Source organism: Weissella viridescens (assembly GCF_014789145.1).
Classification (GTDB): domain Bacteria; phylum Bacillota; class Bacilli; order Lactobacillales; family Lactobacillaceae; genus Weissella; species Weissella viridescens.
In genome coordinates this window covers 41,346-57,706 of the sequence record NZ_CP061835.1, presented here as the reverse complement: position 1 = coordinate 57,706, position 16,361 = coordinate 41,346, and the positions used below count along the sequence as shown (strand labels likewise).

Genomic DNA, 16,361 nt, shown 5'->3' with positions numbered 1-16,361 from the left:
AAACACTGTGTTAGACGTTTTTTATTTTACTTATTGAACTTGTGTTACCACTCCATTGGCTGAAACTTGGTAAACGGCCAACGTACCAGCAATTTGGCTGCTTGAAACGTTAACCGTGTAACCTACACCGCCGTCAGATGGGTGGGCACTCAATGTGAAGCGATTTGGATCGCGACCTTGCACTTGACTCATGTGAGCCGCTACAGCTGACGTTGCAGCACCAGGTGTCGTCACGTAAGTATTAGGGTCCGCTTGCACTTCCCCTTGTGGATTCCCGACAACACTTTGATCTGCTTGAGTTGTAGCAGCAGCTTCACTCGTTTCAGTTGAAACAGCTTGTTCACTTGAGGCAGGTTGCTCACTTGAACTAGCTGGTGCTTCAGAAGAGCTAACTTCAGAAGCACTTGAACTCGTTTTTGAACTTGATTTTTCAGAAGCACGCTTATGTGAGCTAGCCTTCTTGTGGCTAGAAACAGATGATTCTGTTTTCTTATCAGCATGATTTTGTGATTCTACAATGGCATAACCACCGCCGCCGATAACAGCAACAGCGCCAATTCCAAGTAACCACTTTACTAAGTTTGACATGTTTTCCCCCTATTGAACTGATGAGCAGCTCATTGTGTAATTCTATTTACATTGGTTTTGGTTAACCTTTTTCTAATTATACCTGAAACCTAACCCAAAAGTCCAAAAGCATGGCAAACCGATTTAAAAAAAGCTCCCAAATTAAATTTGGGAGCTTTTTATTATTTAGGCTTCTTCTGAACCGAAGAACTTAGCAACTACGGCAGCTAAAGCTCCTCCGACCAAAGGTCCGATCAAGTACACACCAATTTGTGACATGGCAGTAGCTGATCCAAAGAACATTGCGAACAAAGCTGGTCCAAATGAACGAGCAGGGTTCAATGAAGCACCGGTCGCTGAAATACCTAGTAGAACCAAGGCTGTCAAAGCAAATCCGATTACTAGTGGTGCAAGCTTGCCTGCACCATGCTTCTTTGAACTTACCATCATGATTACCAAAACAAAGACAAATGTTAAGAACATTTCAATCATGGTTGCACCCATGAATGAAACTGGTGTTTGATAAACTGTTTGTCCAAATCCAATTTGTTGGATGGCTGCATGCTTGGCACCAAAGGCCTTCATGAATCCAAAGACAACTGCTGAACCAGCAATACCACCAAGAATTTGTGCAACCACGTAACCCAAGAAATTAATCCATGAGAGACGCTTGTTAATGGCCATAGCTAATGAAACCGCTGGGTTCAAGTGCGCTCCTGAGACATTTCCAAAGGTGTAAACTGCCATGATTGCAGCTAAACCAAAGGCAACGGCAACTGGTAATGCACCAGTTTGTACCCCAACGAATACGACCACACCAGTTCCAACAGCAACTAGCATTAATGTACCGATAAATTCGGCCAAGTATAGACGTGCTTTTTCCACGATAAATCCTCCAGTAAATTTCTAAATTTATTCTCTTCTAATATATAACACCAAGCCCATTTAATTAAACTTAAAGCGTTTAACTAAAGTATTTCTTATTAATTTTAGCGTCCAATAATTGAAGCTGCAGCATTGTCTAATTTAAACCAGACCTTGTTGGCATCTTCTTTAAATTGTTCGATAAAGCTAGGCTCGTCATCAGCTGGTTGAATCTCACCCTCAAGTGAGTCATCAATGCCAACGATTTGTAACCCTTTAAATTCATCATCCCAACGGACCGTGTCATAGTTTCCATCCATACGATCATTCACAATCGCTTGAAAACCAGCTTTTAATGCTTCACGAATCACATCATCTTCAGAAACTTCGAAGCCACGAGCATTCATTAAAATCACTTGATCTTTGACTTCTTGCATATCTTGCGGAATTTTTGGTTCTGCCATGTCATCATCCTCCTAAATTAAACATCTTTAATGAATATTGTAACATGCTCAATTAGTTTATAAAGGTTAATGCGAATTGAATTTGTAGGGAGTCGTAATTCCGTTTATAATGGTGCTAAGTGCCTCATGCACATCAAAAAACAATAATTAAGGAGGTTACAATTCATGGTTGAAGCTGTAACCGCACAAGAAATGCAACTACTGGATCGCTACACCGTTGATCAAATCGGAATGCCATCCCTCGTTTTAATGGAACGCACGGCTCAATCAGTGATTGAAGTCTTAGCTTCTGGAAAGTACGACTTATCAAAAGTTCTTATCATTGCTGGTCTAAGTAATAATGGTGGTGACGGCATCGTCATCGCCCGGCTCTTACGTCAAAAAGGCGTCAATGTTGACTTACTTATTTTAGGTGATGAAAAGCGTGCTACGCCTAATACCGCCACACAATTAAAAATTGCTCGTAACTATGGGATTGAACCTTTGCATCGGATCCATGATTTTAAGCATTATTCTGTCATTGTAGATGCCTTATTTGGGATTGGTTTATCAAAGCCAGTTCCCGTTAAACTCGGCGATATTATCAAGCGGGTTAACGCTGCGAATATCCCAGTTGTTTCAGTGGATGTCCCTTCTGGGTTAAACGCCACAACCGGTGAAATTCTTGGCTCAGCCATTCGCGCCAATTCAACCGTAACGTTTGCTTACCCTAAAACAGGTCTCCTTAAGAATGAAGGTATCAAACGTGCCGGTGACATTTATGTCAAAGACATTGGCATTTTCCGTCCTGAAAACCTAGAGGAATTCTTAGCTTCTCAACAAGAGGAGGAATAACTTACTCTTATGAATATTGTATTGATTGGTGCTGGACCACGTAATTTGGTCCTTGCCGAACGCTTAGTGGCTTTCGCCAACGCTTCAACACAAGCGCACACGATTACCCTATTGGATTCTTTTCCAGTTGGTGGTGTGGTTTGGAACCCTGATCAAAATCCAAAATTCATTGCCAATACAATTAGCCAACAGCTGACATTATTTACCGATAATAGCATCCCTAAACAGCAACCGGGGCTAACTGGCCCTAATCTCTATGAATGGGTGCATCATCAAGCTGCTACTTATCTGGATACTCATACCTTCAAAAATGAGGCAGCTTTTCGTGATGAAATTGCAGTCTTGAATCCAAATCATTTTTCCTCGCGCGCCATCTTTGGCTTATATGCATCGTGGTATTTTGATCAGTTACAACAAAACACGGACTCAAATACGCAATTAATTTTCAAACAATCAAAAGCTACCCAAGTCCGTGCTATAACTGATGGGCATTATGAAATTAATCTTGCGGACGGGCAACAGCTCACTGCTGATGATGTTATCTACACACCAGGGTATACCGCCACGAAACTAACTGATGAAGAACATTCATTTCAAGTTGCGGCGGACAAAAATGCCAACTGGCAGTATATCGCACCCATGCAACCCAGCGCTGCACCGTTGGATACCATTCGTCCTGCCGACGATGTACTCATTCGTGGCCTTGGCTTAAGCTTTTTTGATTACATGGCTGATTTCACCTTAGGACGCGGCGGGAAATTTGAACGGTTACCAGACAACCAACTCGTCTATCATCCTTCAGGTCGTGAGCCACATATCATCGCGGGCTCACGCACTGGAACCATTCCACACGCCAAAGCCTATAATCAAAAGCCACATGCCGAAGACTATGATGCCATCTTCTTCACACGCACTAATATTGAACGCCATATGGTTAATGGGCACATTAGTTATGCCGACTTCTATCAATTATTCCAAAATGAAATGACCTACAAGTATTATTTCAATTTAATGAGTGATATGGCCGCCAACTGGCCATTTAATCGGGCTGATTTTCTATCTGCGTTACGTCGTAGCGATGATCTTTCAGCCACGGCTAACGCGTACGGCATCCCCGCCAATCTACAAATTAATTGGTCACGGATATTAAATCCATTGGCGGAGATTCCCACGGATTATCAGGCGTTTATGCAACAATATCTTGAAAACGACATCATTGATGCGCGCAAGGGTAACGATTTAGCACCGCTTGCCGGTGCGTTTGAATTATTGAAAGATTTACGTGGCCAACTACGTCAGTATCTGGAAGCAGATGCATTAACGGTCGATGAATATGAAGTATTTTTGAAGGAATTCAACCCAATTAACCGTCTGCTCAATGTCGGCCCACCACTCTTACGAATGGAACAACTGCATACGTTACTGGCTGCAGGCATTATCACTGTGGCGGCACCAAAGTTTAAAGTTACCATCACCACGGATGGGTATCAGGCAACTGATGAACAGGGACATACTTGGACAGCCACACAATTAATTGAAGCGCGCTTACCAGCAACAACAGTTAAACATACTGCCGACCCACTCTTGAGTGAACTAGCTGCGAAGGGAATCGTGAGCTCCGTAGCACTTAAGCGGTCTGACGATAGTATCTTTGAGATTGATGCTGTGCATACAAACCGTAAAACACAGCAAGTCATTGATGCGAATGGACGACAACAACAGCACCTCTATGTTTGGGGACTTCCAACGGAAAAGTGGCACTGGTTTACGACCTTTGCCCCACGTCCTAATGTTGGTGATCGTAATCTCCGTGATGCAGAAATCATCGCTGAAACCATTTTTAACGCATAAGAAAAGCACATGCAATCGCTGCATGTGCTTTTTATTATTGCTTATTTAATTTTGAATGTTTAACGCCGTAGGCTAAATAAATCACAATCCCAATAGCAAACCAAACAGCGGCGGCAACCAATGTATCTACTTGTAGTTGCGTCATTAAGAAGAATGAGAAACCAGCTGAGATAAGTGGTAGTACCGGATAGAATGGCATTTTGTAGCCAGTATGATTCAAATCCTTACGCTTACGTAGTGGGATGATACCTAGTGACACAACAATGAATGCCAATAAGGTTCCAATATTCACTAGGGCAACCAACCGATCTAATGGAACCAAACCACCAAAAATCATTACCACAATTGTGGCAATCAACAAAGCACGGCTTGGTTCTCCCTTCTTGTTCAACTTACCTAAATGACCAGGTAACAACCCATCACGACCAATCGCATAGACCAAACGTGATGACGCATATAACATGGTATACATCATTGTGAACATACCTACCAAGGCACCAATGGTCACCACAAAGGCAACACCGTTCTTTCCAACCATTTGCAAAGCAAAGGCAACAGGATCAGCAACATTCAATTGCTTGTAGTTGACCATCCCTGTTAGAACGAAAGCAACTAACGCGTATAAGATAGCCGCGATAATCAAAGTCCCAAAAATACCAATTGGAATATTACGCTTGGGGTTCTTCACTTCTGCGGCAGATGATGACAAAGCATCAAAACCAAGGAAGGCGAAGAATACCATTGAAGCTCCAGTCAAAATACCATGAATGCCAAAGGCACCATTTGAACGTGCTGGTACAAAGGGATGATAGTTACCAGATTTAATATAGAAAATACCGACACCAATGAACAATAGAATAATGGCAATTTTCAATAAGACCATCCCATTTTGGAGACGCTTTGATTCTTTCATGCCCCCATACAGCAAAATCCCCAAAACAAGGAGAACCACAACGGCAATCAAATTAATATACGTTCCCCCAGCTGGATTAAAAGGTCCCGAAATCGCCTTTGGCATTTTGAAAATTGGGGCTACCAAATTAGCAAAGTATGCCGACCAACTGGTTGCCACTGCGGCAACTGCTAAGAAATATTCCAAGATTAAAGCCCAGCCAAGAATCCAACCGATAATTTCACCAAAAATGATGTTTCCATATGAATAAGCGGATCCCGCCACAGGTAAAGCTGAAGCCATTTCAGAATAGGCCATTGCGACTAATCCTGAAATCAAAGCGGCAATAATAAAACTAATGACCACCGCGGGACCAGCTGTTGTAGCAGCAACCGTTCCAGGCAGAATAAAGATTCCTGTACCAATAACTGCCCCAACGCCTAAACCAAGCAAGTCTTTTGCACTCAATGTTTTCGTAAGGTGTTCATCTGACTGCATGTAATTTGCAATCGATTCTTTTTTAAATACCCGATTCAATAAACCCATATAAATTCTCCTAAAATAATCATAAAAAAAGTGCGACGGATTAATCGTTAGAATCCGGCACACTTACTCACGTTGGCTTACTTGTTTAAAGTAGTTCAATGCACGTAAACATTTCCGGATTCAACATCCGAAAGTTCACGTAAACAGACTTTACATAAATTTCGGATAGTTACCCAAAAAACGTAAAGCCCTTAAATGATTCAACTGTTACCATTGAATATTGCATTGATCCTACCTCCTAAAAGTTTATGTTTACAAGTTTAACGCATTTTATAATTATATGTCAATATCCTCATCTAAATCTCATTTAGCCTTGGATGACCCCAACTGGAAAGACACGTCTAAAAGTCTTACGTACAAGCGGCCCAGCAATTAACAATTGTAAGGGCAATGCGACAAGTACATTCTTCCCGATATTGTTTATCCACTGTCCCACCAGATCCTGCCAGACACCGGTATGAAGCGCACCTATGACAGCACCATAACCTGACATACAAATCACCATTGGAATCACCATACAGATTGAGATGGTGATTCCTTTAACTGCTTGTGACTGTTCCGGCTTAATAATATATTTAAAAGCAACTGTCTTAGCATTCTTGGACACAACGAGCACATCCAGGACCATTGCGACAATATAGGCAAATGGGAATCCCAACCAGGCTTGGCTCAGCATGGCTGCTGACACTTGCCCCTGAATTAAGTAGGCATTATATAGACTCATCCCCAAAACCATGACGAAGCACATCATAATTGTAAAAATAAGACTTTCATGTTTATTATTTGGCATTTTACCCTCCGAAAATATTTAATTTAACCAACTTCTCTAAGTTAGCAAATTTAAATTTTTTTCGTAAGTTAAATTTTCGTTAATATGTTCGTTTCATTTTCTTACGCTTTTAAAGTGCTTATCCGGTATATGAAATTAGCGCAAAAAAGACAAACAGCATTCCCATGACACCAAACATCACCCGGTTTCCCTGACTGGACTTACTTTTATTAGCATAGTTTAGTAATATCAATCCGATTATAAGATAAATAAGCACCCAGCCTTTTTGCATGTTTTCACTTCTTTCCGATTCATTTTCACATTCAATTATATTCTTTTCACCTTTGTTTTGAAACACCACCTACCAGTCCTCACATTTATCATTCATAAACGTGACTCAGGCGCCGATTCGACCATTGACATCGCTATTCAGTAAGTTATATTAGTAGATGTCCCAGTTCGGATGCGGAAGATCGAGCCGCAAATTTTACAAATATAAATACCTGAAAGGACTATATTATGGTACAACCAAAATCTGCCTTTTGGCAGAACGTTGTGGATGTTGCCCAACAGCATCCCCAGGTTGATGGTTTGGAAAAGTTACCCTTTTTCACTTTAGCCCCTATGGAAGCTGTTACTGATACAGTCTTCCGTCGTGTTGTTGCTAAAGCTGCCGCACCTGATGCTTTTTATACAGAATTCACCAATGCCCGTAGCATTTCACATCCCAAAGCGAAATTTACGGTGCAAGGTCGTTTGTCTTTCGACCCAAGTGAGCAAATTCCAGTTGCACAACTTTGGGGTGATCGACCAATTGACTTTGAACTTGGTGTCGCCGATGTTAAAAATCGTGGCTTTGAAGCCGTCGACATTAACATGGGTTGCCCTGATTCAACGGTCATTAAAAACGGTGCCGGTTCTGGTTTAATTAAAGAACCCGATAAAGCTGCTGAACTTATTGCTGCGTCTAAAACTGGTGGACTACCCATTTCGGTTAAGACACGTCTTGGATTTAATAAACTTGACACCTTCCGCGAATGGATTCCATTCTTACTCCGCCAGGACATTCAAGTATTAACCATCCATCTTCGTACACGTAAAGAGATGTCAAAAGTGCCAGCCCACTTTGAATTAATTGATGAGATTTTGCAAATGCGTGATGAAATCGCACCAGATACATTAATTCAAATTAATGGTGACATCAAAGACCGTGCCCAAGGTTTAGAAATCGCCAAGGAACACCCTGGTCTTGATGGCATTATGATTGGTCGTGGCATTTTTGAAAGTCCATTCGCTTTTGAAGATACCGCTACTGAACATACACTTGATGATTCATTAGACCTATTGCGTTATCAATTGGATTTGCATGACGAATTCGAAGCTGAATTTGGCCCAACAAATTTCCAAAAGCTCAAGCGTTTCTTCAAAATTTATGTTCGCGGTTTCTCATACGCCTCAGATTTACGAGTTGCGCTTATGGAAACGAAGACGACCGATGAAGTACGCAACATTCTCGATGAATTTGATCAACAATGGGCTGCTAAACAAGCCGAATTGGCTGAACAACATCAAAATGATTAACAAAAAAGCAACGATACAATTCTTGTATCGTTGCTTTTTTATTTGCTTTCAAGTATTTTCTTTTTTTCCGGTTTGTCCAAGAAAGTCATAAACCAAGCAATCAAAATTTGTGCGACGACCATGACCATCGCTACTAAGTTCAAATAAATCAGCAAGACTAACAATGACCCTAAGGATTGGTAGAAACTCGCATTTTTCAATGCGTACTTACTGTAAATTCCGAATCCTGAGTTCAACAACAATAATAATACAATTTCGATAAATGAGCCTAGTATAACAGGCTTCCATTGCATTTTTTCTGCCGGAATGAGGTAATTGAACAATGAAAAGAGTACCATTAGCGCCACGAAAGCATAAATCCAACTTTGACTAGCAAAATCCTTGAGTAACGAGATACCGGGAGCTGAGGGTAAAGCCTTCACAATTGCGGGCAAGACTGAATTAGCAATCATTACAGCAACAGCTGCGGTCAATAGCACCAACATCCAGAGAAAGCTAACAATACGTGTTAGAAGTCCATTTTCAACAACATCCGACCCGTAAATTTCGTTAAAGGCTTTACGAATCGTCGACAGAATACTACTTGCACTCCAAATCGCCACTAAAATGGAAATTGACAGCGTTCCAAAGCCACCTCGTAGCACGGAATCAACGATTGGTATAACAATGTCAGCAACACCTGCGGGCATTTGTACTTTTAAAGTGTCATGAATTTGAGCCTTATTAACACCCAGTAAACTCACGATTGATCCAATCGTCATAATTAATGGCACTAGCGCAACAATTGTATAATATGCAATTGTTGGTCCAACCATTGCTGCGTTACCACGCTTCCAAAATGTTAATAGTTGTGGAATATGCCACTGTTCAGCTTTGTTTGTGAGCTTATCAACCCATTTTTTCATTCGTAACTCCTGTGTTTCACATGAAACATTTTATTTTTTGTGTGTTTTTTTGAAATGATCAGTAACGTAGTGATAAAAGCTAATAATCAGGCAGAGAAAATCAAAGCCTGGCAAGAAAATAAGGTAAATCAATGTTGAACCTGGTCCCATTGGACCTAATAAGGCTGTAAAAAAGAAATACAGTAGCGCATCCGTAATTAACGAATAAAATAACTGTGCCGGTGTTGCTCTAAAAAAACTACCACGAATTGAGTTATACATGTTGCTCCTTTAGCCATTTTTCAAGAAAATCGGCTTTAACTTGCGTCAATGTTGCTCCAATATAATCATCTGGTCCATGCACGCCATCTTCAACAATATAATAAAGTGTCTTATCTTTACCAATTGCCTTTCGAGCCGCTTCCATCATATTCACTGTTTGTTGATATGGTACAACGGGGTCAGCACGACCAACCATTGCCAAAATTGGCGGCATTTTTGCTGAGAAATACGTTACCGGATTAGCCTTCTTCACTAATTCCGGTACATCTTTAGGCGCTTGTTTCCCAAACAATTGTCCTTGGAATGATTCTGCAGTACCTGTTTCAGGATATTTTGAAGTAATCCCAGCCTCAGCAAATTGTTCCACAAATTTATCAAAATCATATGGTCCGTACATGGCAATCACAGCTTGGACGTCTTCAGAAACATCTGGGTCTTCTCCAAAATCATCTCGCTCCATTGCACCTACCGCATGGGTAGCGGCAGTCGTAACGGCCAATTGTGCACCGGAAGATTCACCCATTAAAGCAATTGCGTCTGGGTTCAGTTGATAATTTGTCGCATGAGCCCGGACATAACGAATAACCGCTTTTACTTCATAAATTTGAGTTGGGAAAGGGGCGTCAGCTAAGAGCGAATAATCCATGCTGACCACCGCATATCCATTATTACGGAGTAAACGTAATGCAGGTTCTAATTTATGCGAACTTTTATCACCAAAGCAAAGTCCCCCACCGAAAATATCGATAATTACTGGGTATGTCTCACGTTCTTCGTTGGGTAAATAAATATCCAATGTATGCCTTGCACCATCCATATATGGTACATCCAACCATTTGCGTTTAATGTCGGCGACTTCGGCATAGGTCCTTTGATAATCGCGATCAATAAATCGTTCAGCCATGATTTCCCCTTACTTTCCTTTTTCTGTCACTAGCCATTTTACCACTTCCGTTTCACATTTAGATAAAAAAAAGACTAACGCTTTACGTTAGTCTTTAAATCTTACTTATTTTTGTCTTTTTTGATTCGGAAACTCAATAGAATCATTACAGCAAACCAAACCAAAGCAAGAATGGCTGTTAATTGTGTATCGGCTGTCGTCAACAAGATGATATAGATACCAACCAAGAAAGCAATAGTTGCGTAGTCAGTGTACGGTGCCCCAGGCATCGTAAACTTATGTTCAAACTTGTTATAGTCAGCGCTCTTGCGGTAAGCCAAGTGGGCCAACACAAGCACGGCATAAATGACCACGAATGCAGCTGAAGCAATTGACGTGATAATCTCAAAGGCCCCATCAGGTGAAATGTAGTTAATAACTGCCGCAAATCCAATCAAAAGCGCTGAAATTGAGATGGCATTGAATGGCAACTTGTGATGGTTCAATGTGTGGAAACGTGACGTTGCAGGTGTTAGTGAATATAGCATCCGTCCTGTTGTAAACAATGAACTGTTCAAAGATGAAGCAGCAGCTGTCAAAACCACGAAATTAATAATTCCAGCGGCGGCAGTAATACCGATTCCTGAGAACACTTGCACGAAAGGTGACTGGTTTGCTGAATAGTGTGTCCAAGGTTGGATACTCATAATCGCAATCAAAGCACCTACGTAGAAAATCAAGATTCGCACAATAATTGAATTGATTGCTTTTGGAATCACTTTTTCAGGATTCTTAGCTTCAGCAGCGGTAATTCCAACGAATTCAATTCCAAGGAAGGCAAAGAAAACCATTTGGAACGCTGCTAACAATTGATGTCCATGATGTGCTACGAAGCCATACTTCCAAAGGTTAGACAAACTTGCCACACCAGCAGACGTACGCGTATGTGTCAAAACCATGATGACACCGGCGGCAATCATTGCCAAAATGGCGATGATTTTGATCATTGAGAACCAAAATTCGGTTTCTCCAAAGGCTCCCACAGCAATGATGTTAATCAAGTACAGGGCAACCAAGAATACCAAGGCCCAAATCCAGACCGGAATATTCGGGAACCAGTACTTCATATACGTACCCACCGCCGTTAATTCGGCCATGGCAATCGTAATCCATCCTAGCCAATAGGTCCACCCGATCACAAAGCCAGTTCGTAATCCAAGATACTTTTCAATAAACCCAACGAATGTCGGTTCATTCGTGTCAGTAAGTAAAAGTTCACCTAATGCACGCATCATCCAGAACATAAAGATTCCAGTAATGATGTAAATCAATAAAATAGATGGTCCCGCGGCACTGATTGATTTTCCTGCACCCAGGAATAATCCAGTTCCAATCGTTCCACCTAAGGCAATCATTTCAACATGACGTCCAGATAACCCACGCTCAAACTCTTGCGGGCCACTTTCGTTTTGTGTTGACATAAATTGTGCCTCACTTTCGCTATTCAATTTTTGGTTCGTGCACATTGCACGCCAGTTAGTTATTTATTATAAATTACTCACCAAAATTTGCAATATTTTCCCGCACCGATTATGCAACTTTGATACTTTTTTAACAATGTCCTAACAAAAAAAGAGTAGCCACTGCTACTCTTTTTTCAAGATTTAGTTGTTTTGAGAAGTATTTGTAACATCAGTTGTTGTTGATGTATTACGTAACTGCCACAACTGCCAGGCGTAAATCACAATTGTCCGCACGATAGCGTAGGCTGGCACAGCCAAAATCATTCCCGGAATTCCAGCAATATTTCCCGCTGCTAACAACAACACAATAATTGTTAATGGGTGAATATTTAATGTATTTCCGATAATACGTGGGTAGATCAAGTTACTATCAATCTGTTGCACAACCAACACGACAATCGTTACCAACGCAGCTTGTTTGAAGCCACCTTGCATTAGAGCTACAATCACAGCTGGAATATAACCGATATATGGTCCCACATATGGAATCATATTTGTTAATCCAGCTACAACTCCTAGTAAGAGCGCATATTCTTGACCAATCATAAAGTAACCAACGGTCGTAAAGACACCAACGAAAATCATTTCAATGGCTTGACCGGTAATATAGTTAGAGATTGTTTCATCCAGACGATGCAAGATATCAGCAACCTTTTCCTTGTTCTTTGGAACAAACAGCTTTTGTAGGAATGGTACCAACTTATCGCCATCTAATAACATGTAGATAGTCATAACCGGAACCGTAATTGCTGTCACGATGACACCAGTCAAAGTACCAACAACTGCTCCAAGTCCGTTTGCAGTTCCAACCAAAAAGCCTTCGGCATACTTTTGCACATGCTTTTGCAGGTTACTTAGGTCAAGTTCCTTACTGATCCGTTGGACCAATTCGTTGTTGCTAAGCCCTTTTAACCATTCTTGCATCCCTGAAATACTCTTAGGGGCGCTTGCGACAACCTTTGTTAATTGTTCCACTAAGTTAGGAACAAAAGTAAAGATAGCCAGTACAATAATAGCTAAGAATAAAATCATAACAATAGCAACACTTAAACCACGACCTAAGTGACGCTTCCCAATTTTGATTTTACTAACAAATTTCACAACTGGATTCATTAAATAATATAAGAATCCAGAAACAATTAGTGGGACAAAGACAGCACCAATAAATTGACCAATTGGCTTCAACACAAAGCTTAATTGTGAAAGAACCCAGATTAAGACAACCACTGCGAGTGCTTCTAATGTCCAATATAGCAACTTAGATTGCTTTAGACGTTCCATAGCCTACTCCTTGATATGTTTTTTTCATAAAAAAAATGCCTCGCGCCTATATTAGCACTAAGACATTTTATTTTACTATATAAACAAGGCGATAATCAAACCAATCGCTAAAGTCACTGAGATCACAACGACATTTTTGATTGCCAAGATGAAATTTTTCTTTTGGGGATCGGATTGAAAAGCCTTCACATTTTTAAAGACGATTGGTGCAGAAAGCAATGCTAGGACACTAGGCCAAGGTAAGATGCGTAAAATAACTGCAAGAACCAACACCACATATCCGGCCACGTAGATACCACCAAAGAGTTTCAAGGCAGTGGGCTTACCTAAAACCGCTACCAACGTACGTCGCCCTTCAGCCATGTCTTCTTCATAGTCGCCAATATTATTCGCTAACATAATGTCAGCAATCGCAAACCACGCAATTGCTGATGCAACCATCGCATGCCAAATCAAGGTCCACGTCATTAAAGGTGCCACATTAACATAAACAGCTGCTAGAAAAATCAAATAGCCCATCGTTAACCCTGAAGCTAGTTCACCAAAGGGCGTTCGTGAAAGTGGCAAAGGTGTCCCCGCATACCAATAAGCCACAAACACCCCAATTAGCCCCATCACAAGTAAAGGCCAACCTGTTTGCGTCACTAACCATAATCCCAGAACGCCAGCAAAGCCCACCAAACTTAGCAGTACCAGCCAAACTTGACGGAGGGTATACCCCGCTGACCCAACAATGTTGTTGACCCCATTTTTCCATGTATCAGTACTAGCAACTTTGTAATCCTGCAAATTATTCCAAACATTGACGCCCATTTGCAAAGCAAATGCAATTAGCGCAAACACCAAGGCATTCACCCAATTAAAATCATGATACGCATTTAACGTATATAAATATCCCAACATTAAGGGTAACGCACTAGCCACAAGTGATTGGATTTCCACAAGCTTCAATAAATTTTTCACGTTTACATATCCTCTTTCTAAATCGATTTCGTTACAAATTATGCACTACTTACCCTACCAGTGACAAGTCTCGTATTATCCACTCGCTCAAGCTATAAACAAAAGAAAAGCCAACTTCAACTGAAGTCGACTTTTTTAATATTTATCTATATAAATTAGTTTTTGCTACCTGACAAATCTTTGCCAAAGTATTCCTTTGAAAGTTTCGTCAAAGTACCATCCTTCTTCAACTCATTTTGGGCCTTAGTAATCTTCTTTGCCAACTTCTTATCTTTCTTACTCAACATTGGTGCTGCGCCAGATGCATCAAGATCATCAGTTGGAATTGCCTTCAAATCTGTTTTAGGATGTTGTTTCTTGTAAACACTCCATGCATCATCAGCATTCAATGTTGCATCGGCTTTACCTGAGCTCACTAAGTCTAGTGCTTCAGCAAAACCAGGCGCACTCACAATCTGTGCCTTGGCTTTTTGGGCCGCTTGTCCATAATTTGATGATGTCGTTTGTGCCGCCTTCTTCCCCTTCAAGTCCTTAACAGTCTTAATATCAGAACCCTTCTTAACGATAATAACTGCCTTTGAATTCAGATAAGTTCCACCAAATGTGTAATGTTGCTTACGTTCTTTAGTTGGTCCCATGTCATTGTAAACGACATCATACTTATTTGAATCCAGACCAGCAACTAGTGAATCAAACTTTGTTTGAACAAAAACAGGCTTTAAATCAAGCTTCTTGGCAACTGCCTTGGCGACTTCAACATCATATCCAACCAATTTACCATGCTTATCTTTGTATGAAAATGGTGCATACGTTCCTTCAAGGCCAACAGTTAATTCACCCTTGTGCTTAAGTTCTGACTTGTATGAATCAGCCGATACATTCGACGTTGCCAACCCAAATCCGACTAGACCAGTTGCCGCAATTGCCATTGATGCTTTCAATACTTTATTCATGATTTAATACCTTTTCCTTTTTTCTAAATTACGCCGTTATTTTAATACGAAATATATAATTAGAATGGAAAATCAACATCGGTTCATTAAAGTTTTCATGATTTTTTCTCGCTTCAAATTTAGATTATGCCCAAATCATAACCACCTTTTTTTAACCTGTCAAACCCCTAATTTTGATTAACTTGTTTTTCATTCATCAAAAACGCACTCATACCAATGGTTTAACTCACTAATAAAAAGTTAACAATTTTACACCCGCATAATTTGTGCTGGTTTACACTTGCTTTTCGTTAGTAATTTAAATATAATTAAGGCAACTTATTTATTAAATTTCTAAGGAGATCCAAAACGATGATGCATACAAACATCAACAATCAAGCTGCTTGCATCTGCCTAACGCGCGTCTTGCGTTAGGTCGTTTTGGTGAACAATTCGATATAACGTAACAAGCGCGCTAAGACCGGCATACGGATTCTTAGGCGCTTTTTCTTTTGCTCAAGCACCATCGAAAGGACTTATTCATGTTTGAATTCATTAAAACTTATGCCCCACAGCTCATCATAGCTGGAATCAAATACACCATTCCGCTTGCGTTAATATCCTTCGTGATTGCGCTAGTCCTCGCCGCCTTCGTTGGTGTGCTCCGTTCATATAAGCCACAGGTCACCGGCATTAAGCGTGCCCTTTGGTTCACCCTTGACCAATTGCTCGCCTTCTACGTTTGGGCCTTTCGTTCAACCCCCATGCTAGTCCAACTCTTCGTTGTCTTCTACGGCTTGCCAAAGCTTGGGATTGCCTGGCTCCAACCATCCGCATGGATTGCTGCCATCGCCGTCTTGTCTTTGAACTCTGGAGCCTACGCCAGTGAAGCAATTCGTGCAGCAATTTCTTCCATTCCAGACACGCAACGCGAAGCAGCTGAGGCATTAGGTATGACAGACAGCCAAACGTTCATACGCATTATCTTGCCTCAAGCGGCCCGAATTTCTATTCCGACACTCGCTAACTCATTCATTTCATTAATCAAAGACACCTCATTGGCTTCAACCGTAACGATTGTTGAAATGTTCTACCTATCACAACAGTTGGCTGCAGCAACTTTCGAGCCACTACAAATGTACTTACTCGTTGCTGCCATCTACGCCATCTTTGTTACCATTCTTTCGATTCCACAACGTTACATCCAACGTTGGGCGGATCGTTTCGTCAAATAAGTGAGGTTCC

At 41.0% G+C, this 16,361-nt stretch carries 16 protein-coding genes; 4 read left to right on the top strand and 12 right to left on the bottom strand.

Annotated elements, in window-relative coordinates:
- Positions 1-30: 30 nt before the first annotated feature.
- The 3 genes from IE337_RS00280 to IE337_RS00270 form a co-directional block, all read right to left on the bottom strand.
- Positions 31-588 (bottom strand): hypothetical protein, encoded by a 558-nt coding sequence (locus IE337_RS00280; protein WP_191136403.1) that lies wholly within the window; start codon positions 586-588, stop codon positions 31-33.
- Positions 589-753: 165 nt separating this feature from the next.
- Positions 754-1,452 (bottom strand): MIP/aquaporin family protein, encoded by a 699-nt coding sequence (locus IE337_RS00275; RefSeq protein WP_072152740.1) that lies wholly within the window; start codon positions 1,450-1,452, stop codon positions 754-756.
- A gap of 104 nt (positions 1,453-1,556) precedes the next feature.
- Positions 1,557-1,895 (bottom strand): hypothetical protein, encoded by a 339-nt coding sequence (locus IE337_RS00270; protein ID WP_057744815.1) that lies wholly within the window; start codon positions 1,893-1,895, stop codon positions 1,557-1,559.
- A gap of 165 nt (positions 1,896-2,060) precedes the next feature.
- Between IE337_RS00270 and IE337_RS00265 the strand changes: the two genes are divergently transcribed.
- Together IE337_RS00265 and IE337_RS00260 are read left to right on the top strand one after the other, a co-directional pair.
- The gene (locus IE337_RS00265) at positions 2,061-2,729 is read left to right on the top strand and encodes an NAD(P)H-hydrate epimerase (RefSeq protein ID WP_072152738.1); all 669 of its coding nucleotides are present in this window, start codon (positions 2,061-2,063) and stop codon (positions 2,727-2,729) included.
- Between the two features lie 9 nt (positions 2,730-2,738).
- A complete protein-coding gene (locus IE337_RS00260; RefSeq protein WP_191136402.1) occupies positions 2,739-4,580 on the top strand; it encodes an FAD/NAD(P)-binding protein in 1,842 nt (613 codons plus the stop codon).
- A 34-nt stretch (positions 4,581-4,614) separates the two neighbouring features.
- On the opposite strand, the gene IE337_RS00255 is transcribed toward IE337_RS00260, so the two are convergent.
- The gene (locus IE337_RS00255) at positions 4,615-6,018 is read right to left on the bottom strand and encodes an APC family permease (RefSeq protein ID WP_191136401.1); all 1,404 of its coding nucleotides are present in this window, start codon (positions 6,016-6,018) and stop codon (positions 4,615-4,617) included.
- Between the two features lie 307 nt (positions 6,019-6,325).
- A complete protein-coding gene (locus tag IE337_RS00250; RefSeq protein WP_191136400.1) occupies positions 6,326-6,808 on the bottom strand; it encodes a DUF2798 domain-containing protein in 483 nt (160 codons plus the stop codon).
- 498 nt (positions 6,809-7,306) lie between these two features.
- On the opposite strand from IE337_RS00250, the gene IE337_RS00245 reads away from it, so the two are divergent.
- Positions 7,307-8,368, top strand: coding sequence for a tRNA dihydrouridine synthase (locus IE337_RS00245; protein ID WP_191136399.1), 1,062 nt, complete (start codon positions 7,307-7,309; stop codon positions 8,366-8,368).
- Between the two features lie 38 nt (positions 8,369-8,406).
- On the opposite strand, the gene IE337_RS00240 is transcribed toward IE337_RS00245, so the two are convergent.
- The 7 genes from IE337_RS00240 to IE337_RS00210 all read right to left on the bottom strand — a co-directional run bounded on the left by IE337_RS00240 (position 8,407) and on the right by IE337_RS00210 (position 15,137).
- The gene (locus tag IE337_RS00240; protein ID WP_057744797.1) at positions 8,407-9,273 is read right to left on the bottom strand and encodes a YihY/virulence factor BrkB family protein; all 867 of its coding nucleotides are present in this window, start codon (positions 9,271-9,273) and stop codon (positions 8,407-8,409) included.
- A gap of 30 nt (positions 9,274-9,303) precedes the next feature.
- Positions 9,304-9,534 carry a hypothetical protein gene (locus tag IE337_RS00235; RefSeq protein WP_057744795.1) on the bottom strand — a complete coding sequence of 77 codons (231 nt, stop codon included), beginning with the start codon at positions 9,532-9,534 and terminating at the stop codon, positions 9,304-9,306.
- Positions 9,527-10,438, bottom strand: a complete 912-nt coding sequence (locus IE337_RS00230; protein WP_191136398.1) for an alpha/beta hydrolase — start codon at positions 10,436-10,438, stop codon at positions 9,527-9,529. Before IE337_RS00230 ends, IE337_RS00235 begins: the two co-directional genes overlap by 8 nt.
- 101 nt (positions 10,439-10,539) lie before the next feature.
- Complete coding sequence (locus IE337_RS00225) at positions 10,540-11,898, bottom strand: amino acid permease (RefSeq protein WP_191136397.1); 1,359 nt, start codon at positions 11,896-11,898, stop codon at positions 10,540-10,542.
- A 183-nt stretch (positions 11,899-12,081) separates the two neighbouring features.
- Positions 12,082-13,221, bottom strand: coding sequence for an AI-2E family transporter (locus IE337_RS00220; protein ID WP_191136396.1), 1,140 nt, complete (start codon positions 13,219-13,221; stop codon positions 12,082-12,084).
- Between the two features lie 75 nt (positions 13,222-13,296).
- Positions 13,297-14,184, bottom strand: a complete 888-nt coding sequence (locus IE337_RS00215; protein WP_227067676.1) for a UbiA family prenyltransferase — start codon at positions 14,182-14,184, stop codon at positions 13,297-13,299.
- Positions 14,185-14,339: 155 nt separating this feature from the next.
- A complete protein-coding gene (locus IE337_RS00210; RefSeq protein WP_191136395.1) occupies positions 14,340-15,137 on the bottom strand; it encodes a transporter substrate-binding domain-containing protein in 798 nt (265 codons plus the stop codon).
- A 521-nt stretch (positions 15,138-15,658) separates the two neighbouring features.
- Between IE337_RS00210 and IE337_RS00205 the strand changes: the two genes are divergently transcribed.
- A complete protein-coding gene (locus IE337_RS00205) occupies positions 15,659-16,351 on the top strand; it encodes an amino acid ABC transporter permease (RefSeq protein WP_057744777.1) in 693 nt (230 codons plus the stop codon).
- Positions 16,352-16,361: the final 10 nt, after the last annotated feature.

Excerpts from the sequence above, each read along its gene's own strand:
- IE337_RS00230 (WP_191136398.1), bottom strand. The coding sequence starts at position 10,438 with ATGGCTGAACGATTTATTGATCGCGATTATCAAAGGACCTATGCCGAA.
- IE337_RS00205 (WP_057744777.1), top strand. The coding sequence starts at position 15,659 with ATGTTTGAATTCATTAAAACTTATGCCCCACAGCTCATCATAGCTGGA.
- IE337_RS00250 (WP_191136400.1), bottom strand. The coding sequence starts at position 6,808 with ATGCCAAATAATAAACATGAAAGTCTTATTTTTACAATTATGATGTGC.
- IE337_RS00245 (WP_191136399.1), top strand. The coding sequence starts at position 7,307 with ATGGTACAACCAAAATCTGCCTTTTGGCAGAACGTTGTGGATGTTGCC.
- IE337_RS00270 (WP_057744815.1), bottom strand. The coding sequence starts at position 1,895 with ATGGCAGAACCAAAAATTCCGCAAGATATGCAAGAAGTCAAAGATCAA.
- IE337_RS00235 (WP_057744795.1), bottom strand. The coding sequence starts at position 9,534 with ATGTATAACTCAATTCGTGGTAGTTTTTTTAGAGCAACACCGGCACAG.
- IE337_RS00255 (WP_191136401.1), bottom strand. The coding sequence starts at position 6,018 with ATGGGTTTATTGAATCGGGTATTTAAAAAAGAATCGATTGCAAATTAC.
- IE337_RS00280 (WP_191136403.1), bottom strand. The coding sequence starts at position 588 with ATGTCAAACTTAGTAAAGTGGTTACTTGGAATTGGCGCTGTTGCTGTT.
- IE337_RS00260 (WP_191136402.1), top strand. The coding sequence starts at position 2,739 with ATGAATATTGTATTGATTGGTGCTGGACCACGTAATTTGGTCCTTGCC.
- IE337_RS00265 (WP_072152738.1), top strand. The coding sequence starts at position 2,061 with ATGGTTGAAGCTGTAACCGCACAAGAAATGCAACTACTGGATCGCTAC.
- IE337_RS00220 (WP_191136396.1), bottom strand. The coding sequence starts at position 13,221 with ATGGAACGTCTAAAGCAATCTAAGTTGCTATATTGGACATTAGAAGCA.
- IE337_RS00240 (WP_057744797.1), bottom strand. The coding sequence starts at position 9,273 with ATGAAAAAATGGGTTGATAAGCTCACAAACAAAGCTGAACAGTGGCAT.
- IE337_RS00225 (WP_191136397.1), bottom strand. The coding sequence starts at position 11,898 with ATGTCAACACAAAACGAAAGTGGCCCGCAAGAGTTTGAGCGTGGGTTA.
- IE337_RS00210 (WP_191136395.1), bottom strand. The coding sequence starts at position 15,137 with ATGAATAAAGTATTGAAAGCATCAATGGCAATTGCGGCAACTGGTCTA.